Source organism: Pseudomonas rustica, from assembly GCF_018336155.1.
In the GTDB taxonomy this organism is placed as follows: domain Bacteria; phylum Pseudomonadota; class Gammaproteobacteria; order Pseudomonadales; family Pseudomonadaceae; genus Aquipseudomonas; species Aquipseudomonas rustica.
In genome coordinates, this window is the sequence record NZ_JAGYHF010000002.1 from 499,028 (window position 1) to 522,425 (window position 23,398).

13 protein-coding genes and 1 pseudogene are annotated in these 23,398 nt (G+C 57.4%); 12 read left to right on the forward strand and 2 right to left on the reverse strand.

Translation table 11 applies throughout. From position 1 onward, the window contains the following. Nucleotides 1–68 precede the first annotated feature (68 nt). The 5 genes from KFS80_RS05405 (at nt 69) to KFS80_RS05425 (ending at nt 5,548) form a co-directional block, all read left to right on the forward strand. On the forward strand, nt 69–1,607 hold the full coding sequence (locus tag KFS80_RS05405; protein WP_212544163.1) for a catalase: 1,539 nt from the start codon (nt 69–71) through the stop codon (nt 1,605–1,607). Between the two features lie 114 nt (nt 1,608–1,721). Continuing rightward, nucleotides 1,722–2,252 (forward strand): ankyrin repeat domain-containing protein, encoded by a 531-nt coding sequence (locus tag KFS80_RS05410; RefSeq protein WP_246541681.1) that lies wholly within the window; start codon nt 1,722–1,724, stop codon nt 2,250–2,252. 31 nt (nt 2,253–2,283) lie between these two features. Continuing rightward, nucleotides 2,284–3,120, forward strand: a complete 837-nt coding sequence (locus KFS80_RS05415) for a mechanosensitive ion channel family protein (RefSeq protein WP_212544164.1) — start codon at nt 2,284–2,286, stop codon at nt 3,118–3,120. Nucleotides 3,121–3,451: 331 nt separating this feature from the next. Further along, entirely contained in the window at nt 3,452–4,039 is a 588-nt protein-coding gene (gene rimJ, locus KFS80_RS05420) for a ribosomal protein S5-alanine N-acetyltransferase (RefSeq protein ID WP_212544165.1), read from the forward strand. 69 nt (nt 4,040–4,108) lie between these two features. Further along, nucleotides 4,109–5,548, forward strand: coding sequence for an ArnT family glycosyltransferase (locus KFS80_RS05425; RefSeq protein ID WP_212544166.1), 1,440 nt, complete (start codon nt 4,109–4,111; stop codon nt 5,546–5,548). A 164-nt stretch (nt 5,549–5,712) separates the two neighbouring features. On the opposite strand, the gene KFS80_RS05430 is transcribed toward KFS80_RS05425, so the two are convergent. Together KFS80_RS05430 and pmrG are read right to left on the reverse strand one after the other, a co-directional pair. Further along, nucleotides 5,713–6,537 carry a phosphatase PAP2 family protein gene (locus KFS80_RS05430; RefSeq protein ID WP_212544167.1) on the reverse strand — a complete coding sequence of 275 codons (825 nt, stop codon included), beginning with the start codon at nt 6,535–6,537 and terminating at the stop codon, nt 5,713–5,715. Continuing rightward, nucleotides 6,534–7,205 (reverse strand): lipopolysaccharide core heptose(II)-phosphate phosphatase PmrG, encoded by a 672-nt coding sequence (gene pmrG / locus KFS80_RS05435; RefSeq protein WP_338109586.1) that lies wholly within the window; start codon nt 7,203–7,205, stop codon nt 6,534–6,536. The genes KFS80_RS05430 and pmrG overlap by 4 nt, the downstream gene beginning before the upstream one ends. 389 nt (nt 7,206–7,594) lie before the next feature. On the opposite strand from pmrG, the pseudogene KFS80_RS27255 reads away from it, so the two are divergent. The 7 genes and pseudogenes from KFS80_RS27255 to KFS80_RS05465 all read left to right on the forward strand — a co-directional run. After that, nucleotides 7,595–8,521 (forward strand): annotated as a pseudogene (locus tag KFS80_RS27255) (methyl-accepting chemotaxis protein); the annotation flags it as partial. After that, nucleotides 8,516–9,379 carry a methyl-accepting chemotaxis protein gene (locus tag KFS80_RS27260; protein WP_371262359.1) on the forward strand — a complete coding sequence of 288 codons (864 nt, stop codon included), beginning with the start codon at nt 8,516–8,518 and terminating at the stop codon, nt 9,377–9,379. The pseudogene KFS80_RS27255 and the gene KFS80_RS27260, both read left to right, overlap by 6 nt. Nucleotides 9,380–9,605: 226 nt before the next feature. Further along, nucleotides 9,606–12,935, forward strand: coding sequence for a Tc toxin subunit A (locus KFS80_RS05445; RefSeq protein WP_212544170.1), 3,330 nt, complete (start codon nt 9,606–9,608; stop codon nt 12,933–12,935). Between the two features lie 26 nt (nt 12,936–12,961). After that, nucleotides 12,962–16,807: a Tc toxin subunit A-related protein gene (locus KFS80_RS05450; RefSeq protein WP_212544171.1), complete on the forward strand. Its 3,846-nt coding sequence runs from the start codon at nt 12,962–12,964 to the stop codon at nt 16,805–16,807. Further along, nucleotides 16,804–21,246: a SpvB/TcaC N-terminal domain-containing protein gene (locus tag KFS80_RS05455; protein ID WP_212544172.1), complete on the forward strand. Its 4,443-nt coding sequence runs from the start codon at nt 16,804–16,806 to the stop codon at nt 21,244–21,246. The genes KFS80_RS05450 and KFS80_RS05455 overlap by 4 nt, the downstream gene beginning before the upstream one ends. Then, nucleotides 21,243–22,742: an RHS repeat protein gene (locus KFS80_RS05460; protein ID WP_212544173.1), complete on the forward strand. Its 1,500-nt coding sequence runs from the start codon at nt 21,243–21,245 to the stop codon at nt 22,740–22,742. The genes KFS80_RS05455 and KFS80_RS05460 overlap by 4 nt, the downstream gene beginning before the upstream one ends. After that, on the forward strand, nt 22,739–23,374 hold the full coding sequence (locus KFS80_RS05465) for a hypothetical protein (protein ID WP_212544174.1): 636 nt from the start codon (nt 22,739–22,741) through the stop codon (nt 23,372–23,374). Before KFS80_RS05460 ends, KFS80_RS05465 begins: the two co-directional genes overlap by 4 nt. Nucleotides 23,375–23,398: the final 24 nt, after the last annotated feature.

Here is a 23,398-nt window from a genome sequence, read left to right on the forward strand (position 1 = left end):
TAGTCCCGTCGGCGGAACACGCCCCAGGACCTTGTCTGCTCCTTCTTAAACCCCAGGAGCCTCGATAGATGGCGACGTCTCGATCAAGCTTTTTTACGCCCCCCCACTCGTTGTGCATTTTGACCCTGAGTGCGCTTTCCTTTTCCGTCCACGCAGGCAATCTGACCCGCGACAACGGCGCAGCGGTGGGTGATAACCAGAACTCCCAAACCGCCGGCGCCCATGGCCCGGTGTTACTGCAAGATATGCAGTTGATCCAGAAGCTCCAGCGCTTCGATCGTGAGCGCATTCCAGAACGTGTCGTGCATGCACGCGGTACCGGCGCTCACGGCACGTTCACCACCACCGATGGGCTCAGCGACTTGTCCATGGCCAAGGTTTTCAGCGCCGGTGAGGTGACGCCGGTATTCGTGCGTTTCTCCTCGGTGGTGCATGGCAACCACTCGCCAGAAACCCTGCGTGACCCACGCGGATTCGCCACAAAGTTCTATACCGCTGACGGTAACTGGGATTTGGTGGGTAACAACTTTCCAACCTTTTTCATCCGTGACGCCATCAAGTTTCCGGACATGGTTCATGCCTTCAAACCGGATCCACGCACAAACCTGGATGATGATTCACGCCGCTTCGACTTCTTCTCCCACGTGCCCGAAGCTACCCGCACGTTAACCGAGCTCTATTCCAATTCAGGCATACCCGCCAGCTACCGGGAAATGAATGGCAACGGCGTACACGCCTACAAACTGGTGAACGCCCAGAAGGATGTGCACTACGTAAAGTTTCACTGGAAGAGCCTGCAAGGGATAAAGAATTTCACCCCGGGAGAGGTCGCCAAAGTTCAGGGAAACGATTACAGCCACATGTCCAACGACCTGGTCAGCCATATCAGCAAAGGTGCTTTTCCCAAGTGGGATCTGTATGTGCAAGTACTCAAACCTGAAGAGCTGAAGAACTTCGATTTTGACCCGCTGGATGCCACCAAGGTATGGCCCGATGTGCCGCTGCGCAAAGTCGGTCAAATGGTATTGAATCGCAACCCGGCCAACGTCTTCCAGGAAACCGAACAAGTGGCCATGGCACCGTCCAACCTCGTGCCAGGGATCGAAGCTTCGGAAGACCGTTTGCTGCAAGGGCGGATGTTTTCCTACGCCGATGCGCAGATGTATCGCTTGGGCGCCAACAACATGCAACTGCCGGTCAACGCGCCGAAATTTTCGATCAACAATGGCAACCAGGATGGCGCACTGAACTCGGCCAACACGACGACTGGCGTCAACTATCAACCGAGTCGTCTGGTGCCGCGTGATGAAGTTGAAGCGGCTCGCTACAGCCAGTTGGCGCTCTCAGGCAACACCCAACAGGTAAAAATCCAGCGTGAGCAGAACTTCAAACAAGCAGGCGATCTGTATCGCTCGTTCAGCCGCAAGGATCGTGATGACCTGATCGCCTCACTGGGTGGTTCACTGAGCAGTGCCGACGATGTCAGCAAGCACATCGTCTTGTCCTTTCTGTACAAAGCCGACCCTGAGTACGGCACTGGCGTGACCAAAGTCGTAAAAGGCGATTTGGCACGTGTGCAGACAATGGCTGCGAAGCTGGTCGATTAATCGTTATTGGCCTACGTCACGTCGACGAAGTTCGTCGTGACCATGGCGCTCTCCAGGTATCCGTGCATGGCTTGGTACAAAACTGTTTTGATGATTCTGTTACCGCTGTACGCAATGCACTCTTCCATTTCCGAAGCCAGCCACTTCAGCGATCCGGAGGAAGTAGCGATGGAACTGAAGAATCATTTTTTCAACGCCGCTCGCGAAGGCGACATGGAAGTACTCGAACTTTTTATCGAGTCCAGATACGACCTGGATACTCAGGACACCAAGGGCTATAGCGCCCTCATACTGGCCACTTACTACGGCCATTTGGATGCAGTCGAGCGCCTGCTGACAGCGGGCGCCAATCCATGCATCAAAGACAATCGGGGTAACACGGCATTTATGGGGGCGATATTCAAAGGAGAAGAAAAGATCGCTTACCGACTCATCGGTACGCATTGCAACGTGGACGAGCGCAACAACGCCGGTCAAACCGCAGCCATGTACGCAGCGTTGTTCGAGCGGGTTGAATTGCTGCAGGCGATGAAAGACTGGGGGGCGGATTTGAATGCGCAGGATGCGGCAGGTAACTCCGCGGCCCAATTGCTCCGCGGGGGAATCCGGCTCACCTCACCCATCAACTATGACCACTCTCGATAGCGCCGGCACGCAATTATAAACAAGGTGTTCCATGGATTTTAATTTTGACCAAGTCATTAAACACACCGAAACCTGGCTCCCCGTTGTCTTGGAGTATGGTGCCAACCTTGCGTTGGCCTTTACCACTCTGGCCCTTGGCTGGTGGGTGATCAGCACCGTCACCGGAAGAGTCGGCGTGTTGCTGGGAAAACGCAGTGTGGATAAAACCCTGCAAGGATTTGTGGGAAACCTGGTTAATACCGCACTGAAGATCATGCTGATCATCAGTGTGGCGTCAATGATTGGAATCCAGACCACCAGTTTTGTCGCTGCGCTGGGTGCTGCTGGCCTGGCCATAGGATTGGCATTGCAGGGAAGTTTGTCCAACTTCGCCGGTGGTGTCTTGATCCTGCTTTTCCGCCCCTACAAAGTGGGCGACACGGTAGAAACCCAAGGCGTGTATGGCACGGTCGACTCTATTCTCATTTTCCACACCGTCATTCTCAGTACGGACAACAAGCGCATCGTCGTGCCGAACGGGAGTATTTCCAATGGAGTCATCACCAACTACTCAAGCGAAACCTTGCGCAAAATTGTCTTCGACGTTGGTGTTGGTTACGACGCCAATCTGGACACTGCACGGCAAGTGCTACTGCAGATGTGTCGGGATCCGAGAGTACTGAGCGACCCTCCCCCGCAGGTAGTGGTGAGCACATTGGACGATAGCGCAATAACAATGTCACTGCGCGTATGGGCATTGAATACCGACTATTGGGATTTGATGTTTGAGTTCAACGAAAAGTCCCGGGACGCCCTCGCTGAGAAAGGCATCACCATTCCGTTCCCACAACGGGTGATCACTGTAATTAACAATCAACCTCTTCCATAGGTGATTGCACGGTTCGACCCAGGCGGGCATTAACGGCCGCAAACGAGATGAATTTTTCTTCACTGCCCCTGCCCGACCGAACCTGTAAAGTTCGCTCGCTCATTCAAGAAACTACGGTTCGCCCGCGCTCCTGCGGGCTTTTTTTTGCCTGAAATTCCTCATCGTTCAAGGTTTCCCGTGTAGGCGCTGCCGAAGGCTGCGATCTTTTTATCTTGAAAACGCAGGAGCGAAAGATCGCAGCCTTCGGCAGCGCCTACAGAACATCAACCGGTTTGTATTTTCTGCGGTGTCGGGCAATGCTGTCTGACAACCCCGCCGACCGGAACGTCCGATGCCGCTGTTGACCCTGCCCTGCCAACGCCTGACGCTGGCGATTCTTACCCCGGATCAGGCGGAACTCGAAAGTGAGTTCTATCGCCGCAACCTGCGCCATCTCGCGCCGTGGTCGCCGATCCGTACCACTGAATATTTCTCCACCGCGCAAATCCGTCGACGTCTCGAGATTCAGGCCAGTGCGTTTGAGGCCGGACTGGCGATGCATTTCGCGCTGTTGTCGCCGGACGGCCAGCAGATGATCGGCGCGTGCAATTTCAGCGGGGTTATTCGCGGGGCGTTTCAGGCGTGTTATCTGGGTTATCACATCGATGAAGCCCATCAGGGCCAGGGTTTGATGCAGGAAGCGCTGGAGGCTGGCATCGCGTACATGTTCGAGGGGCAGAACCTGCACCGGATCATGGCCAACTACATTCCCGGCAACGAGCGCAGTGCACGGTTGCTGGAGCGCTTGGGTTTCGAGCGTGAGGGTTACGCCAAGGCGTATCTGAACATTGCCGGACGCTGGCAGGATCATGTGCTGACGGCGCTGGTCAATCCGCGGTTCGAAACGCCGGACAAACGTTGGTCGCGACCACTCGCTTAAGCTTCACGAATTGTTCAGCATTGCCGACGTATGCTCGGGGTTCCCGCCCCTTTCGGTAGCCTGAACGTCATGTCGCGTGCCGTCACTTCGCTGTTTCTGCTTGCCGCCCTGCTGTTTTTCTTTGCGCTGGGCAACCATCAGTTGCAAGGCTCCACCGAGGCCCGCGTCGCCGGCATCGCCATGGAAATGCATCTGGACAACGACTGGGTGACGCCGCGTCTGTTCGGCGAAGCGTTTCTGGAAAAACCCCCGCTGAGTTTGTGGCTGGACGCCGGTGCAATGCGCGTGTTCGGCGTTTCGCCGTGGGCGGTGCGGTTGGCCTCGGCGGTGGCCGGGTTGTTTAGCGTGATGTTGTTGTACGGCATGTTGCGTCGCTTCGAGCGGCCGAAAAGGGTCGCTTGGACGGCGGGGATTCTGCTGGCGACCATGGCCAGTTACTGGAGCAACGTACGTGGCGTTGGCGAAGACGCGCTGCTGGCGCTCGGCGTGACGGCGGCGTTGTTGGCATTTTTCCAGGCGCAGCGATTGCCGACGCTGGGCAATTCGCTGCTGTTTGTCGTCGGCATTGCCATCGCGACGTTGAGTAAAGGTGTGCTGGGCTTAGCGATGCCTGGCGTGGTGATTTTTGCTTATCTGCTGACGGACAACCTGATCGACCGGCGCTTGAAGATCAGGGATTGGTTGCGGCCAGGATTGCTCACCGTGGTCGGTCTGATTCCGCTGCTGATCTGGCTGGTGGTGCTTTATCAGCATGGCGGGGCGCAAGCGGTCAGAGAGGTGTTGCTGACCAACAGTGTCGGACGTTTCAGCGGGTCGTTCGTTGAGGCCGGGCATTACGAGCCGTTTTATTACTACCTCGCCAAGCTGCCGCAAGCGTTTTTGCCGTGGAATATCCTGGTGTATCTGGGGCTGTGGCACTTCCGTAAAGAGTTGAAGGCGAATCGGTATCTGCTGTTTTTCAGCCTGTGGATCGTCGCGCAGTTTGTGATGCTGACGTTGGCGTCGAGCAAGCGCACGGTGTACCTGATGTCGATGACGCCGGCGGCTGCGGTGATCGCGGCTGAGTATGCATTTGTATTGTTCGAGCGGTTGAAAGCGTACGAATCGGCGAATCGATTTGTAGGCTGGATCGCTCGTCGGCGTCAGGCATTGGGATTCGGCGTGTTGGCGGTGGTGATCGCCGGTTATCTCGGTGCGGCGCAGTGGGCGCTGCCGAATGCGGATAAACACCTGTCGTTCCTGCCGCTGACGGAACACATTCAATCGCTGCAGGCCAGTGGTCATCAGGTGGCGTTGTTTCAGGCGAATGAACGGGTGGGCGGTGCCAGTGTTTTTTATACGCAGAGTCTGCTGAAGGGGCTCGATACGGAGGCGCAGTTGCGGGCGTTTCTGGGAGCGGCAGCGACGAATGTGGCGGTGATCTCGGCGGATACTGAGCCTGTTGCGCCGCTGAAAGTGCTGAAGACCATGATAGTTGGGCGGCAGGCTTATTACTTCGTCACCTACTAAACCAGACTAAACCAGACTAAACACAAACCCTTGTGGCGAGGGGATTTATCCCCGTTGGGGTGCGCAGCGCCCCCTCTTTTGATTTGAGAAAGAAGGGGACTGCTGCGCAGTCCAACGGGGATAAATCCCCTCACCACATTTTCCCCTAAACACTGGGTTATTCATTACTCAGCGAGTGCTGCCGACGTTGCGACTGACACTGTCCGCTCATGCTTCTCCAACACCGGCATCTCCAACCGCGCCCGTCCATAAAACGCCAACGCTGTCAGCAAACACGCCAGCCAAACAAAGATCCCTGCCCAAAACGTGTGGGACATGTAGTGCCAGCCTTGCAGGACGCGCGTCGTGCCGTAGACAAAACCGAGCAACAACGAGCCCCACAAAATCGCCTTGGAAAACCGCCACTGGTAGCGTCGCGCAACAAAGTACAGCGCCAGCATGGTGAAACCACCCGACGCGTGCCCGCCCGGCCAGCAACGGCCCTCGCCCGCTTCATGGAACAACTGGAAATTCTCGTACCACTCGACATGAGCCATTTTGCCGCCGTACAGCGAGGTCTCGATCGGGCAGTAAACGCTGGTGTGCGCCTTGAGGAAGTGAATCACCCCGGTGCAAACGGCGAACGCCACCACAACGAAGAAAAAATCCCTACGATGATCGGCGGCAAAGCGCAGCACCGGCGCGACTCTGCTGCGCTGCAGGAAGGCACCCAGTCGTGGACGTTTCTGCGGGTTGACCAATGGCCAGATCACCGAGAGCATCGCACCGATCACGGCGATTTCCCCTGTCCAGTTCGGAATGATCCGCGCCCATTTGTGCGTGATTTTTTCGAAGAGATGGATTTTGTCGAGCGGGAAAGTCTGAGTCAGCGGATCGAACAACAGGTTGCTGAAAGCAATGTCGATTTTGGTCATGTCAAACAGCAGAAACACCACCGCTGCACACAGCAGCGGGATGCCGAAGTTGTAAGCATAGAAACGCGATTTCATCGGGTGGTCACCGTGCGCCAGTCGGAGGCTTCAATGAAGCCGAGCATCTGTGGGGCCGCCGGATTGGCAGCGGAGACAAACAGCGAAGAACCGTAGCCGGGATCGGAGGCCGGTACGTTCAGGTCTTTCTCCAGTTGCCCCATGCATTCGCTGTGGGTCACCAGGATCAAATTGCGCCCCGGCACTTTGTGCGCCAGCGCGTCCTGCAACATCCGGCCCTTGCAACTGATCAACCAGTCGGCGGCGGTGGAGGTCTTGGTGAACATGTAACCGGCGGTCTGCACGGTGCGCTCGATAGGGCTGTTGTAGAGGTCGGCGTTGCTCAGGCCCAGTTGTTCAAACTGCGAACCCACCGCATCCGCGACACTGCGCGAACGTTGAGTGATGCCGTCATTGCCGCTCAGGCACGGTGCCTTGGAGTGATCGCAGCGCTCAACGTGACGCACCAGCACAATCATGTCGCCTTGTGCCCAGCCCTGCGCCAACGCCTGCGCGCCGGCGACATTGCCGTGGGCCAGATCCGGCACGGCAGCGGGTGCCAACAGCCACAGGGTCAGCGGAATCACCAGCACGGAGGCGGCCAACACCACCCACGTGTTGCGAAAACGCGCCAAACCACTCAGATCGATCGAGCGTTTGACGCCGAACAGATTCAGTCTCAATTCCACAAAAAGCCGCCTCACCGGCATGCATCACTTGTCATTCGATGCGGCGAAGGTACAGAGGCGGGCGTGGGCAGCCAGTGAAACCCATGTGAAAAAAGTCTTGGGATCCTTTGTTACAAATTCCGTAGGACAAAATCCTTTCAGCTCTCGGCATCGCGGCCGATACAGACCTGCTAACACCCTTGCTGGCTCAAAAAAACAACAATCTTCCAGCCTAACCGACGACCAAGAAACCCAACGTTTCTGGAGGATTTGTGATGAATAGCTGGTTCGGCAACATCAGCGTGAACATGAAATTGGGCCTGGGCTTCGGCCTGGTGCTGGCCCTGACCTGCGTCCTGGCCCTGACCGGTTGGACCAGCCTCGGCGGCCTGATCGACCGCAGCAACTGGATGAGCGACATCACCCAGCTCAACTCCGGCCTGACCAAACTGCGCGTGGTGCGCCTGCAATACATGCTGACCAACGGCGATGAAACCGCCGCGCAAAACGTGCAGACCACCCTTGAAGCCTTCGCCGCGCAACAGCAGAAGTTGATCAGCAGCTTCAAGAGCCCGGAAAACGTCAAGTTGCTCAAGGCGCAGGCAGCGACCATCGCTGAATACCAGACCTCGCTGAACAAAATGCGCAACGCCTACCGCACCGCCAACAGTGCGCGCGACGCCATGAGCGTGAATGCCGAGGCCGCGTACCGTCAGATCGAATCGATCAGCAAACATGTGCAGCACATGGACATGAGTGAGCAGCGTTTCGAACAGTTCCAGGCCATCACAACGGCCAAGGAAGCGTTCATCCTCACCCGCTACGAAGTGCGCAGCTACATGGCCGCCACCAACGCCGACACCGAGCAGAAAGCCGTCGCCCAACTCGACGTGGCGATCGCCAGCCTCAAACAATTGAACGTGCATTTCGCTGACACTCAGGCAGATGCCCTGCGTCAGCTGGAAACCGCGCTGGTCAATTACCGCAGCGCATTACAGGCGTTTAAAAACGCCAACAGCGAAGCCGTGCAGGCGCGCAAGGAAATGACCGATCAGGGCGCGACCATCGTCACCCAGAGCGAGCAGCTGTATCAGATCCAACTCGATCGTCGTGACGCCGAAAGCGCTCAGGCCCGTACTCTGCAACTGATCAGCACCCTGCTGGCGTTGCTGGTTGGCGTGATTGCCGCGGTGTTGATCACCCGTCAGATCACCCGTCCGCTGCGCGAAACCATGGCCGTGGTCGACCGCATCGCCAGCGGCGACCTGACCCACAACGTCATCGTCACCCGTCGCGACGAACTCGGTGTGCTGCAACAAGATATCGCGCGCATGGGCGTGACCCTGCGCGACTTGATCAGCGGCATCCGCGACGGCGTCACCCAGATCGCCAGCGCCGCCGAAGAGCTGTCCGCCGTCACCGAGCAGACCAGCGCCGGCGTGAATAGCCAGAAAGTCGAGACCGATCAGGTCGCTACCGCGATGCACGAAATGACTGCCACCGTGCAGGAAGTCGCGCGCAACGCCGAAGAAGCCTCGCAAGCCGCCGCCGCCGCTGACGGCGAAGCCCGCGAAGGCGACAAAGTGGTCAACGAAGCCATCGCGCAGATCGAACGTCTGGCCAGCGAAGTGGTGCGTTCGACCGAAGCCATGAGCGTGCTGCAACAGGAAAGCGACAAGATCGGCAGCGTCATGGACGTGATCAAAGCCGTCGCCGAACAAACCAACCTGCTCGCCCTCAACGCCGCGATTGAAGCAGCGCGCGCCGGTGAAGCCGGTCGCGGGTTTGCCGTGGTTGCCGACGAAGTACGTGGCCTGGCCCAGCGCACACAGAAATCCACCGAAGAAATCGAAGGCCTGGTCGCCGGTCTGCAGAACGGCACCCAGCAGGTTTCGGCAGTGATGAACAACAGCCGCGCACTGACCGACAGCAGTGTCGCGCTGACGCGCAAGGCCGGCCTGTCACTGGAAAGCATCACCCGCACGGTGTCGAATATTCAGTCGATGAACCAGCAGATCGCGGCGGCGGCTGAACAGCAGAGCGCAGTGGCGGAAGAGATCAGCCGCAGCATCATCAACGTGCGCGACGTCTCGGAGCAGACCGCAGCGGCGAGTGATGAAACCGCGGCGTCGAGTGTTGAGCTGGCGCGCCTGGGTGGTCAGCTGCAGCAGATGGTCAGCCACTTCCGGGTCTGAATCGACCGCTAAACTGTCCGTTGCACGTCTCCGGCGCTGGAGCCGTGCAACGACATCTACAGCGCCCGAAGCATATCCCGCCCCCGCCCTTCAAATTCCTACATCCTCGTGATCCCTTTCCGATGCGCAGCGGCGAATATCCTGTGTCCAACGGCCGCAATGGCTGACAGCGCTGTCGAAGCGTCCCGCGTAGTGTCGATTCTCCACAGAGAAGGAGACAACCGGGATGACCGACCGAACACTGCTCAAGACGTTGATCCAGACGCACAGTCCGAAAGATCAGGAGAGCGAGTTCAAAGAGCTTTTCGACAAGGATCTGAAGTTCGGCTCGATCTTCGACATCACCCGACTGACCGAGGCCGAATTCGCCGCCAGGGTCCGCGCCGGCGTTGAAGCCAGACAATCACTGAGCCAACTGTCGTCCTCAATCGATACAAATACGCTTTTCGACAATGTCAGATGCCTTGCGGCGCAGCTCACGCATCTCTACCGGGAACAGCGCACTTCAGATGGAAAAGCACAACACCACTGGCATCCGTCGAGCATTCGCAAAGCCGAGGAACAAGCCCCCACTTACACCCATCTGTTCATGGAAAACTGGGACGATGCCTGCAAGGTCGATTCGATTGCCGCCATCGATTCGCAGGTCGCCTATCTCCGCGCGCTGTACCTGTTTGCTCTGCAACTGGAGTCAAGTCCCTCAGTAAACAGCGAAGAGAAAAACGATCGAATTCTTTTGGCTGCACGACGCCCGGATCTGTCGCTACTGTCGATCAGTCATCAAAGCACCTTCACTGCTCAACCGATGCTCAGGATCGTCAACGAAACGCTGGATAACAATATTCGCGCAGGGCTGTTATCGGCCTCCGACAAAGCTCAATCGACCTATCAACTGCTGGCTCAACGGCAGTTCCCTTTCGTCCTTCCCTACGAATTCTTTCATCACCAATGCCTGCTGGGGCTGAACGAAAAAAACACCGCGCTGGGCGAGTTGAACTATCGCATCAGCCAACATCTCCCCTTAAGCCAGCATGAAAGCCATCTTTATGGCAGCGTGCCGCAATCTTCACCGCGTGTGGCACAGGCCCTGATGTCAGGATTGGGACCCAAGCGTCAGGCACTCCTGACTGACTGGCCTGATGCCAGAACACTGTCGAGCGTCGCAAGTGATTCGTTTACAGCCGAGCAACAGTCGCAACACTGGAAACCTGTTTACGGCCCGGCAACGACCGACGATCTCAGTCGCATCAGCACCTTCCTCGAGCGAACCGAGCTCAATGCCGACCAGTTGGAGGCAGTACTCGCGCAAGGCCGATACGCCCTGCACAACTCCCCTCAGAATCGTCTGGGGGCTAGCTCATTCGGTGCCGGTACAGCCCGATACGTCAACGGTGCGACTAGCGCCAACTACCCGGCGATGACGATCGACCGAAACACGCAACCTGCGCGCATCTCACATGCAACCGCGCAACGTTTAGAGCGCCTGCATCGAATGATTCGCCTGCAGCGCTGGCTGGAGTTGCCCTTTGCCGATCTGGATGTCCTCATCTGCAGTGCCATGGGCTCGCCGCGCGCACCGGAACCCAGGCTGCAAATTGATCGTTATGTGATTCGCGCACTCGGTGTGTATCGATATTTTCAGCGCAACTATTCACTCAAGGCTGAGGAATTCGCCGCGTTACTGCACCTTGTATCAACGTCCGCGACCAGTAATGAGCCGGCACTCTTTGACCGGATCTTCAATCAGGCGCGCTTGTTCGATGAGCCGCTGTTGCTTGATGGCCGAGCGTTTTCGTCAAACCCGACAGATCCACTCTCGCATTCGGTTCTGCAGCATTTGAGCGCCAGCCTGGGTATTCCCCTGTCGGAAAACGCGCTGTTGCACATTGTGAAAAATACCGAGAAACAACTGGGCTCGCTGAAGTGCGACCCGCACACGTTGTCTTCCATTTACCGCCAGGCTCGCATTGCGCAGCTGTTCGGCTTCACCGTCAGTGAAAGTGCGACGCTGGCGAATCTGTTGGGCGGAGAAAGGATTGCCGCGTATCTGGTGTCAGGTCAGACCAAAGAGCATGAAATCAAGGTCGATTGCTCCGATCTTGAAGGGCTCAAGATAAACCTGTGCATCGGCGCCCCGTTGTCGGCGGACATGAAGCACTGGCACTTGCTTCCAGGCTCCAGCATCGAGATAGGAACGGCTTTTTTTTCCGACTCGATCGACAACGTGATCACTGTCCGCTATCCCCGTAATTTATCCGGGGAGATGCCTGAACTCTATTTCAAGATGCCTCATGAGGTCGCGGCGAATACCGTCACGCCCTTAGCGGGGACTGTGTCCACCTACGGTGGCACTCTCGATGAACTGCTGCAGTTGCAAAGCCCTTTCGTAACGCTAACCAGGCAGGGCGCAAACCGGGCACTGTTTGAAACCTACGTAAAGGTCACACTGACCAGCGCCGAGAGCCCGCCACGGGATCTCGACATGCTTGATGTCCTGATGCAAATGGACTGGAGCAGCCGCTGGATCAAGCAGTCCGTCTTTGACATCCCGGGACTTCAGCAGCTCCTCGAGCCGGCAAGCAGCAGCGAGCAAATGCTGGGGAAGTTGCTGCAACACTTCACCAGTCTGCAGGTTGCAACACGAAAAGCCGTGGTGACGACGCCCGAGTTGGCAGCCTTGTCATTGCCCGACAGTGCGAATTTGCGCGCAGAGTTGGCGATCGACTTGCTCGATGAAAAGGGTCTGGTGAAAAATTTCGCGCCGCTGGCAACGGACGACGCCTCTGAAAAGATGGACGCGGCCCTCGAGAAATTACCCGCGCTGTTGATTCACGTCGACGACGACGCGGAAAGTCAGAGACTAAAGAAAAACGCCCGACAAAAACTCAAAGACCTGCTCCTGCCAGCCCATGATCGACAGCAACATCTGATCGAGACGTTTCTTCAGGAAACCTGCTGGCTTCCCATGACGTGTGCAAAGGGCGTAGTGACCTGGGCGAAGTCCTCGATTCACCGAATCCTGCTTGCCGCATTGTCCTCGGAACGCTTGAACGCTCTCGCATCGACCCTCGAACCCGTCCTGCGCCATGCCCGGGCGGCCGTTCAGCTGCAAATGAGCAACAGGGCGTTACAGGTTTTTCAGAACCATCCTGATTGGCTGCAACGCTCGAATTCGGCATTGGCGCTGACACTCGAGACCCTCTACCTGCTCGACCGGATAGTCCATTGCATGACGACCCATCAGCATGATGAAGAAAGCCTGTTGAATTATCTGGAGCTGGCCAACGAACCCGGCTCATCCGCGGACGCCAGCAACCTTCATCTGGCGCGACTGCTGAACTGGACGCCGGCGCAAGTCAGTCTGTTGACCGCCAGATTACCCCGCTCACGGGCCAGCACCATGGAGGACATTGACTGGCTTGTGCGCTGTCACGACACCTGCGCAAAAACCGGCCTGGGCGCGGCGGCCTTGCTTGACGCGACCAGACTGCAGAACGACAGCCCTGAAGAGCACTGGAAATCCGTCGGTGAGGCGGTAATGGCCAGCGGAAACTGATCCCATCTCATGCTCAAGGAACGAACATGAAAGCACTGATCGAAAAACAACTTGAAGAAAGCCTGCGTGACGCGCTGCTCGGGCTCTATCTGTCCTTGATCAATTCGGACGTTTCAAACAGCGGCGACATTAAAACGCAGCTCAAGACCGCCAATGACCTCTACCACCACTTGCTGCTGGACGTACTGGTCAGCCAGGACGTGCCGACCAGCCCGGTGGCTTGCGCTATCGCCAGCCTGCAGCAATACATCAACAGCATTCTGGATAGCATGGAGCAGGGGTATCACACGGCAGTCGTTGCACCCGACCAGATTGAAACCTGGCGCACGGCGATGCATGAATACCAAGGCTGGGCAACTAACGAACGCCTGCACTATTTCCCGGCGGCCTATCTTGATCCAACGTTGCGCCAGAACAGCACCGAGAGCTTCAAGAAACTGGAAAACGACCTCAACCAGAACCAGTTAAGCATTGAGTCTGTACAAACCACGGTACTGGCTTATCTGAGCAGGCTGGAAGAAGTGGCAAACCTGAAAACCGTCAACGGTTACATCGACGGCAGCGTTTTCAGCGCCAGTACTTATTACTTTGTTGCCCGATCCAGAACGGCGAACACCTGGTACTGGCGCTCACTGGACATGACGAAAAGACCTAGCGTCCCTGAGTCACTGACCAGCCAATACGATGCGCCCGAACCCCAGGCCTGGTCGGACTGGAACCGCTTCGATCTGCCCTTTTCCGAAAGCGCCATTGAGCACACTGTCCGTCCCGTGATGTTCAACAAGCGCCTGTATGTGATCTGGGCCGAATGCATCTTTCAAGACAAGGCCTCAAGCAACAGCGATCCAGCGAAGCCCAAGACCAACCCTTTATTCCGTCTGAATATGTGTTTCAAGAAATACGATGGAAGCTGGAGTACGCCCACAAGCTGCGTGCAAGCCTATGGGCTACATACAGAGATGCACACGCTGAGCGTGGAGCAAGTGCTGAAGGGCACACAGACTATCGCTGTCTACGATCAGAATGATGCGTGCCTGTTGGTCGCGCTGTATGTCACTGACGTGCCATACGTCAAAAAGGCTGCGAAACATTTGCTCTGGATGTCGGCGCAGATCGACAAGGATGCCATCTCCAGATCCGACATTCGTGCAAGCGGTCTGCTAGAGGCTGACACAGACGTTCCTCTGAGAAATCTTGCCGAGCACTTTCCGCCGGGTGAGCAACGACAACTGCAATTTCTCCATGAAGCGCTTCAGAACGAGCGCATCGCCCCCAGCATCAACACTCACTTCGATGCGAAGACAGGAACCACTGAGTTCATCGACTTCGCCGGATCCGAGATCGAGTTCACGGAATCCGGCAGCACAGTCACTGAAAAGCAAAAACGCTCGCCCATCCGAATGAACATCACGTTCGCCAGGCACCTGATCGAACGTGCCGAAGCCAGCATGGATGATTTGCTGAGCTGGAGTTCACAGCACTTGCCCGAGCCGCCCTTCGAGGCGGGCGGCGATGCCGGGGTAATGGATTTCCATGGTGCCTACGGTCGTTATTTCTTCGAGCTATTTCTCTATTTGCCGTGGCTGGTGGCCCATCGTTTCAATCAGGAGCGGCAATACGCTCACGCCGAAAACTGGTTGCAGTACCTGTTCAATCCCGGTCGTAAAAAAATCGCGGGCGGCAGCCCTGATTACTGGAACTCAGTACCGCTGACTTCCAGCACTCCGGCGCCAGGGCAACTCAGCCATGCCATTCAGGGCCCGCAGGATCCGCATCAAATCGCACTGAGTCACCCGGTTCACTTTCGAAAAGCCTTGTACATGCTCCATATCGACATCTTGCTCAATCGCGCCGATGCCGCCTATCGCCGGTTGACCCCGGACGGTTTATCGCAGGCAAAGCTATGGTATGTCCGGGCAGCGGATTTGCTCGGGCCGCGCCCGGATATCCGCCAGACCGACATCTGGAACGCGATAACCCTCGGCGACTTCAGCAGCGAGATCAACGCGGATCTGCGCAGTTTTGAAAAAAAACTGAGCACCGAAAACAAAGACATATCGGCACAGGAAAATCTGGCACCTGAGGTGTGCGTGCGACCTTACGCCCATCCACCGTCGATCCATACCATCGATACCCCGCACCTGCGGTTGCCTTTCAATCCGATATTGATCGCGCACTGGGACAGACTGGAAAGTCGCTTGCACAACCTCCGGCACAATCTCGATATCGTCGGCCGGCCCTTAAACCCTCCAATCTTCGGTTCAACTCCGGACTCGGGCGATCCATTGAGCACCAATCCGCCAAAAGCGGCGGAGCCCGGCAACGTCCAGCGCTCCGGTCTGGTGATTCCACCCTACCGCTTCCGCGCAATGCACGCCCAAGCCATGACGGCGGTGGAAAGTGTCATCCAGTTCGGCGCGACGCTGCTGTCCTTTATCGAACGTAGCGAGCAGGCCAGCTATCTGGAGCTGCAACAACACCATGTCTGGGACATCGCCAACATGGCCGTCGAACTGCAGACGCATTCCCTGACAATCGACCGCAAGTCCCGCGAGGCATTGCTTGCCGGTAGAGCCATCCTGGAGGGACGCCGGGACTACTACAGCAAGCTGGTTGATGAAGTCCTCAATCCTGAAGAAGTCGGCGCCGCCGTTGCCCATCTGACCGGGCGCATTGCCGAGGCTGGCGCGCATGCGGCACAGGCCGTCGGCCATGGATTGAAGCTCGTACCGAATATTTTCGGCCTGGCCGACGGTGGATTTCGTCTGGAAGGCGGCCCTATGGCTGTGGCAGCAGCGGCAATGGGTGCAGCCACTGCCGCCCACGGAACCGGCGAAGCGCTCGAACGCGCCGCCCAATACCGTCGCCGCCATCAGGAATGGATATTCGCCCGCGACCAGGTCACCCTGGAAATTGCCCAGATCGATGCCCAACTGGCGCTGGAGGCCGAAAAGGAAGCCGCCTCGCAACTGCTATTACGACAAACCCGGACGGCACTGAACCAAGCCCGCAACGCCTACAACTTTCTCAGCAAGCGTTTTACCAACTCACAGCTTTATCAGTGGTTCACCAATCAGCTTTCGAGCTTCTACTACCAGGTGTATGACTCGACACTCGCCCTGTGCCGACTGACGGAACAGTGTTGGCGCTATGAGTTGGCCGACGATTCAACCCCGCCCTTCTTTGAGCATCTGGCGTGGAATACCACCTATCGGGGTCTGGGCCCGGGTGAGCGAATGAAGCTTGGGTTGCTGAAGATGAACGATGCCTACCTGCTGTGCCATGACCGCGAACTGGAGATTCGCAAGACCGTGTCGCTGCGACGACTCAAGCAGAAAGAGGACGATATGCCAGGCGGGGCGAAATCCATCAACAAGTCTTGGGATGACATCGTCCCCGGGGCTGGCGGCAACCCGGCGATGCAAGGCATCAAATTCGAGCTGGTGAACCATGGATCCTGCGAGTTCGAGTTGAGCCAATCGCTCTTCGACCATGCCTATCCCGGGCACTGTCTGCGCCGGATCAAAAGCATCAGTGTTTCGCTGCCGGCCATCGTCGGCCCTTATGAAGATATCCGCGCCACGCTGACCCAAACCGCGAGTGAAGTGGTCTTGCCCGGCGACGGCAAGACTGTCCTCAAACAGGCAAGATTGAATCAGCAAATCGCATTGTCGACGGGCGTCGATGACAGCGGCCTGTTCATGCTGAGCTTTCAGGATGAGCGCTTCTTGCCATTCGAATACACCGGTGCGGTCTCGAAATGGAAGTTGTCCTTTCCCAATCACCGCTCGCAAAGAGCCATGCTCGAATCGCTCACCGATGTCATCGTTCACCTGCGCTACACCGCCAGGGTCGGAGGGCTCACGCCATGACCCAAGACCCTCAACTCATAGCAACCCCGCAGTCGCTACCCAAGGGAGGCGGTGCGATTCAAACGCTCGGAGCGAACATCGGCACGGTCGGTTCCAGCGGCGCGGCCACCTGCGAAATCGCCTTGCCGATCTCGGCAGGTCGCGGTTATGCGCCAGCACTGTCCTTACGCTACAGCTCCAGCCACGGCAATGGGGTATTCGGTCTGGGTTGGTACCTGCCAGTGCCGACCATATCCCGGCGCACCAGCCTGGGCGTACCGGCATACAACGATGAGGATTTGTTCGTCGGCCCCGAAGGCACGGTCTGGATGCCTGACCGGAACAAGGACAGCGGTGCGATCGAATCCACCCGGAAACACTACGCTGACGATTCGACAAACCCCGTTCATAGCGTGGTGCGCTACCGCCCCCGGGTCGAGCGCGGCTTCGATCGCATCGAACACTGGGCGAGCGCTGATAACCCGGTCGGGTTCTGGCTGGTACGCAGCGCGGATGGCCACCAGCACGTCTATGGCAAAACACCGTCGGCACGCCGCGCTGATCCGGCCCACCCTGACCACGTCGCGGAATGGTTGCTTGAAGAAAGCATGAATGCCCACGGTGAACACATCCTTTACGAGTACAGCACCGAGCCCCTCGCTACAGGCATCCAGTGTTACTTGACCCGTGTGCGCTATGGCAACGTCACTGGCGCTCCACAGCTTTACGCATTCACCCATCCATCCGCCACTGATCGACGCTGCCATTTCGAGTTATGTTTCGACTACGGCGAACGTGCGGCCACGCTGGAGGACAAACCTGACGTCGCGGGGCGAGCCATCGTAGAGGAGCGTCCAGATCCGTTCTCGGACTTTCGCTATGGTTTCGAGTTGCGCACCACGCGCCTGTGCCGGCAGGTGCTGATGTTTCACCATTTCCCCGATGAAGAAAAAATGACCAGCGGCCCGATACTGGTACGCCGCGCTTTGTTCGAGTACCAGACCTCGCCCCTGTCCTGTAGTTTGCTGACCGCCGTGTTCAATCAGGCCTATGGCAGTGACGGCAATACCGATTACCTGCCTCCGCTCGAGTTCTCCTACACCCCGTTTGACTGGCAACCCGAGACAAACCGGTTCCAGCCCTTCGAAGTGCTGAACACGCTGCAACATCCGCCCTTGTTTCAGTTTGTCGACCTGTACGGCGAGGGTCTGCCGGGGATTCTTCAGCAGACTGAAAAAGCATGGCGTTACTGTGCCCCCAAACGTCATGAGGACGGCGGCGATCGTGTGGACTATCTGCCTGCGCAATTACTGCCACACATCCCCGTCGCTGACAGCGGCAAATCTGTCCGGCAAATCCTTGGCCATTTCACCGGCAATGACCGGCCGGACTGGCTAATGCTCCAACCGGGCATCAGCGGCTTTTTCACCCTTGATGCTTTAGGCAAATGGTCGGGATTCACGCCCTTTGAGGCATTCCCCACAGAGTTTTTCCAGGCCAACGGACAGTTGGTCGATCTGATGGGGACGGGCCTCGGCGATCTGGCCATCATCGGCCCCCGCAGCGTGAGGCTGAATGCCAGCCTGGGCAAGGCAGGGTTCAAAATGGCAACCGACATACTGCGCATGCCTGATGACGATGACTTGCCCAGTGACAACCACTCCGCCAGCGAACTGGTGGCCTTCAGCGATGTGCTGGGCAGCGGCCAGCAACATCTGGTGCGCATTCGTCACAACGAAATGAAGTGCTGGCCGAATCTTGGACGAGGCCGATTCGGCACAGGCCGGGTCATTGCCCCACTTGATTTTGCCTACGAATCCTTCGACGCATCGCGCATTTTGCTGGCTGACCTGGATGGCAGTGGCGCCACCGACCTGATTTATCTGCAAGCCGATGGTGCCCGTATTTTCATGAACTGCTTTGGCAACGGACTGGCGGCACCGATCAAATTGCCTTGGCCCAATGGCCTGCACCTGGATCGTTTCTGTCAGGTCAGGGCAGCCGACCTGCAGGGTATCGGTTGCTCCAGCCTGGTGATCGGGATACCGGGCAGCGCGACGAGGTATTGGCGCTATGACTTCGTCAACGGTAAACCGTACTTGCTCGGAACAACCGACAACAACATGGGCGCCATTCACAGCATCCGCTATCGCAGTTCTGCCCAAGAGTGGCTGGATGAGAAAAAACAGTTACTGGCGAAGAACAAAAAAACGCTCTGTCGATTGCCGTTTCCGTTACCCGTGGTCAAGGAGCAGACCGTGCACGACGAAATTACCGACAATCGATTAACTCGCCATTTCACTTACCGACGCGCAGCCTACGACAGCAAAGAGCGTGAGTTCCGCGGTTTCGGATTACTTGAACAGACAGACAGCCTCGAGAGCGGATCCAGCCCCTACAGCGCTCATACCCCGCCAATGCTCAGTAAAACCTGGTTCCACAGCGGTGACACCATTGATCCACTGTTGCCGGCTTCGGACTGGCGTGACAAAGACGCGGTCGCCTTGAAACCCGCCATTCAGAACATAGGCGAAAGCTGGTCTCCCGACACCCACAAACGCAAGGCGGCGACAGCCCACTGGAAATCCCGTCAGCGTGAGATGGCCATCGCGTTGGCGGGCAGCGTCCTCCGTGAAGAAACTTACGCCCGCGATGCCGATGCCCGATCAGTGGTTCCTTATTCAGTGCAGACGTATCGTTATCAACTGAACGAACTCCGGGGACGCGGCAAGCACAGTCCGTGTTCCATCGTGCACCCCGTACTTGCCGAAACGGTGCGCCTTGAATACGAGCGGATCGCCGATGATCCGCAATGCCGCCATACACTCAATCTGCAATGGGATCAGTACGGGTTTACCACCCACTCCATAGAGATCCGTTATGCCCGACGTAAACAGGCCACTGATGCCAGTCCCTTCACTGATGAGTGGCAACAACAATGGTGGCGTGATGCGCATGACGATCAACAGCAGTTTTACTACGTGCAGGAAAACCGAGAACGCTTCATTCATCTGGATGCAGGACAGAACCATCGCCTGGGATTGCCGTATCTACAATGCGCCCATGCCTTGAGATTGCCCAAGTCGCCGCTGCCCGACGGACTCGACCCCGCCGGCATCAACCATGAAAGCATGCTGAAACTGAGCGCCACCGCTCGCTGGAAAACCTTGCGCGTCTTGACCGCTCTGTCAGTGCTGCGCTACCGCGACAGCAAGACTGATGAAACATTGGCCGTTGGCCAGGCAAGTATCGAAGCGCTGATGGATCATCGCGAAACTGCCGAGATCAACGACTTGGCACTGAAAGCCTTCGCCACACTCCAGACCGCGCCCCGTGCTGTTGATATCCGCGAAAAACTACAAGCCAGCGGCTACCGGAATATGACCATCGCGCCGCCACTGCAAGACACTTGGGCGATTGCCGCAGACCTCTGGTCGGTGCGACGCGATTACACCACTTACCAGGGCGCGGACGGTTTTTTCAGACCCAAAACGTTCAGCGCCAGCAGACAACAGGCGCCGACTACGATCGGCTATGACCGTTACCATTGCCTGATTACTTCGATCACGCTGCCGGATCAATGCACCACGCAAACACGCGCCATTGACTATCGAACCCTGAGCGCCACCCAACTGATCGACCCCAACGGCATCATCCGAGAAGCGCGTTACGATGGCTTTGGAAACGTACGCGTACTCAGCCAGTATAAAAAAACCGTCGACAAGCAACAGGGTTTCAAACCGCTCGACGCTCATCAGTTGAACACGTCAACTGTCGCTGCCATCGAGTCGCCTCAGCAGTCCTTGCAACAAGCGGCCAGCGCATTTTTCTATGCCCCTCTGAGCTGGATGGGAACGGTGGCACCTGTCGATACTGAACAAGAGTCGCAATGGCGCAATCAGGCGATTGCGTCCGGCGAATTGCTCCCGGGCGGGTTCATTCGCGCCAGCACCCGCAAACGCTTGCAGCATCTCGCAACCCTGACACCGGCGCAACGCTACTTGCGGCGTAAGACAAGCAACGCCGTGCGTGAACCGGTGCACAGTGTTGCATTGCAGGCTGATCGCTACCCGGACGCTGCCGGGCAACAGATCGGCATCATGATCGCCAGTCAGGACGGCTTTGGCCGGCCTCTGCAAAACAAACAGAAAGTCGATGCACGCTGGCGGGTCAGTGCACCGGTGGAATACGACAACAAGGGTCGAGTCATCCGCCTCTACCGGCCATGGTTCAGTGACGATTACCGCTACAGCCACGACGCGATAAAGCGTACATCGGGCTTTTGCGATCAACAATTCTACGATCCCGCAGGGCGATTGATCAGGGTCATCAATGCCAGCGGTGATGAGCGCCGATATGCCTATCACCCTTGGTACACCCTGAGCGAGGACGAAAACGATACCCACGCCGACAAGCCTTTCGAGAACACGCTTTCGCTTGAGCCGGGAGACGCATCATGAGCGCTCTTCATCGCCATACGCCGACCCTGAACGTCGTCGATAGCCGCGGAGTTCAAATCCGCCAGGTCAGGTACTTGTGCAATGACCCTTTCAGCCGTCCGCAGGCACGCATCAGCAGAAGCCTGCACGACATCTACCGGCAGTCCGTCGAGCACCATTCACCCACGGTCGATGCCAGTCCCTCCATCACAGATTTCAGCGAAATCACCAGCCTGTCCGGTGCAATCCTGTTGACCCGAAGCGCTGATGCCGGCTGGTGCGTCAGCCTGTTCGGGGAGGCTGGGCAACTTGAGGAAAAGTGGGATGCGCGCGGCAGTCACTGGCAGTTCGAACACGATAGCCTGATGCGTCCGGTAGTGATCCTCGAGCAACACAACGCAGGCACACAACAAGCCATGGAGCGCTTGGCCTACGCCGACGGCACGGCCGACAATGCGCGCTATAACCTGTGCGGCCGTCTGGTTCGTCATGACGATAGCGCGGGCAGTCGAGCGTTGGCGGAGTACGATCTGGATGGCAACCTGATTGGCGAAACCCGGCGTTTGCTGAAACAGCCGCTCACGGGGGGCTGGCCAAAAATCCCTGAAGAGCGGGAAACCCTGCTGGAAAGTGATCCCGGCTTCTCGACAGCCTGGGAGTACGCTGTGACGGGTGAGCTGCGAATGCAAAAAGACGCCAGCGGGCATATCCAGCGTCGTGAATTCGATGTGGCGGGCCAGCTGAAGAAAATCACGTTGCAAAAGCACGATGACAGCGGGCAAACGCTGATTCTCGACCAGGTGACCTACAACGAGCAGGGGCAAATCACTTCGCAGAATGTCGGTGGCAAAATCACCCAGCAGACGTCTTACCAGCCCGCCAATGGCTGGGTGAAGGAACGCAAGGTGGCCACGGCCGATGGTCGAATCCTGCAATCAATGCACGTCGACTACGATCGGGTCGGCAATATCGTGAGCGTTACGGATAGCAGCAAGGCCGAGCAACACCACACCAACCAGCGCATCCTCCCCGTCAGTACTTATGAGTACGACAGCCTTTATCAACTGATCCAGGCGACAGGACGGGAGATAAAAGGCGCGCGCGTGCAAGCGTCGCTCCCTGCCTGGCTCCCTGCGTCCGGTGACCTCAGTCGTTTGGTCAATTTCACTCAGCGATACAGCTACGACGCGCGCGGCAACCTCATAACGTTGCGGCATCAATCTGAAGGCAACAACTACACCCGCGCCCTGCAAGTCGCCGTCGGCAGTAACCGCGCCCTGCGCAGGAAAAAGGGCGATGTCCCACCCGATCTCGACAACGGCTTCGACGCCAATGGCAACCAGCTCGCCCTGCAACCGGGCCAGCCGCTGGAGTGGAATAACCGCAACCACCTGGCGATCTTGAGCGTTACAGACTGGCCTATGACACGATCTGGACGACACGCTCATTACTTTCAAACGGCCCAGGCAATCAGATCGGTGCCATTTCCAATAGTCTGGAGCTGTCCTCGACAATGACCAATGCCCTGCGCGCCAACGTCGGGCAACCATCAGCCGTGCAGCCCTGGGCACAACACGCAGTGGCCGCTGCGACCGGCAATTGCGATGAATACGCTGTCGTCAGTTCCAGCCTGCTCTCATCCTCAGCACGCAACAGCCAGCTACTTCCCGTTCACCTCTCGGAAATTCCCGGACACAGATTCACGTTACTGGGAGACCCTGGCCTGGATCCGCTGGTCATTGATCCTTGGGTGATTTATCCGATGCCGCACTTGCTTTCGGAGAGTCGCTACCCCCAAGTAGCTTCAAGCCTCAACGTCACTCCGCGGATGCCGCAGGATCCTGCGTATGAAATTGCCATGGCTGACGTCGCTGCGCTCGCGCCGCTGTATGCGCAACAGCCGCAACAAAATCCGACGCTGGTTAACGACCAGTTGGTGCAGGCCTATTCAACCGGGGCTTCAAGTACCTGGATATGGCATCAACTGACTTCCCAACAGCAGTCCACCGACATCAACATCAGCGACGGCTTCAATTTCTTCAATTTCGCTGAAGTCCCCGTGGGGCATCTCAACCAGATTGAGATTGAAACCCGGCTGGCTGATGACATAGGCAACATGTTCCCCGCGAACTACTTCAAGCGGTTCTGATTAAGCGTTCTGCCTTGATCGAGT

Excerpts from the sequence above, each read along its gene's own strand:
- KFS80_RS05405 (WP_212544163.1), top strand. The coding sequence starts at position 69 with ATGGCGACGTCTCGATCAAGCTTTTTTACGCCCCCCCACTCGTTGTGC.
- KFS80_RS05410 (WP_246541681.1), top strand. The coding sequence starts at position 1,722 with ATGCACTCTTCCATTTCCGAAGCCAGCCACTTCAGCGATCCGGAGGAA.
- KFS80_RS05415 (WP_212544164.1), top strand. The coding sequence starts at position 2,284 with ATGGATTTTAATTTTGACCAAGTCATTAAACACACCGAAACCTGGCTC.
- rimJ (WP_212544165.1), top strand. The coding sequence starts at position 3,452 with ATGCCGCTGTTGACCCTGCCCTGCCAACGCCTGACGCTGGCGATTCTT.
- KFS80_RS05425 (WP_212544166.1), top strand. The coding sequence starts at position 4,109 with ATGTCGCGTGCCGTCACTTCGCTGTTTCTGCTTGCCGCCCTGCTGTTT.
- KFS80_RS05430 (WP_212544167.1), bottom strand. The coding sequence starts at position 6,537 with ATGAAATCGCGTTTCTATGCTTACAACTTCGGCATCCCGCTGCTGTGT.
- KFS80_RS27260 (WP_371262359.1), top strand. The coding sequence starts at position 8,516 with ATGGGCGTGACCCTGCGCGACTTGATCAGCGGCATCCGCGACGGCGTC.
- KFS80_RS05445 (WP_212544170.1), top strand. The coding sequence starts at position 9,606 with ATGACCGACCGAACACTGCTCAAGACGTTGATCCAGACGCACAGTCCG.
- KFS80_RS05450 (WP_212544171.1), top strand. The coding sequence starts at position 12,962 with ATGAAAGCACTGATCGAAAAACAACTTGAAGAAAGCCTGCGTGACGCG.
- KFS80_RS05455 (WP_212544172.1), top strand. The coding sequence starts at position 16,804 with ATGACCCAAGACCCTCAACTCATAGCAACCCCGCAGTCGCTACCCAAG.
- KFS80_RS05460 (WP_212544173.1), top strand. The coding sequence starts at position 21,243 with ATGAGCGCTCTTCATCGCCATACGCCGACCCTGAACGTCGTCGATAGC.
- KFS80_RS05465 (WP_212544174.1), top strand. The coding sequence starts at position 22,739 with ATGACCAATGCCCTGCGCGCCAACGTCGGGCAACCATCAGCCGTGCAG.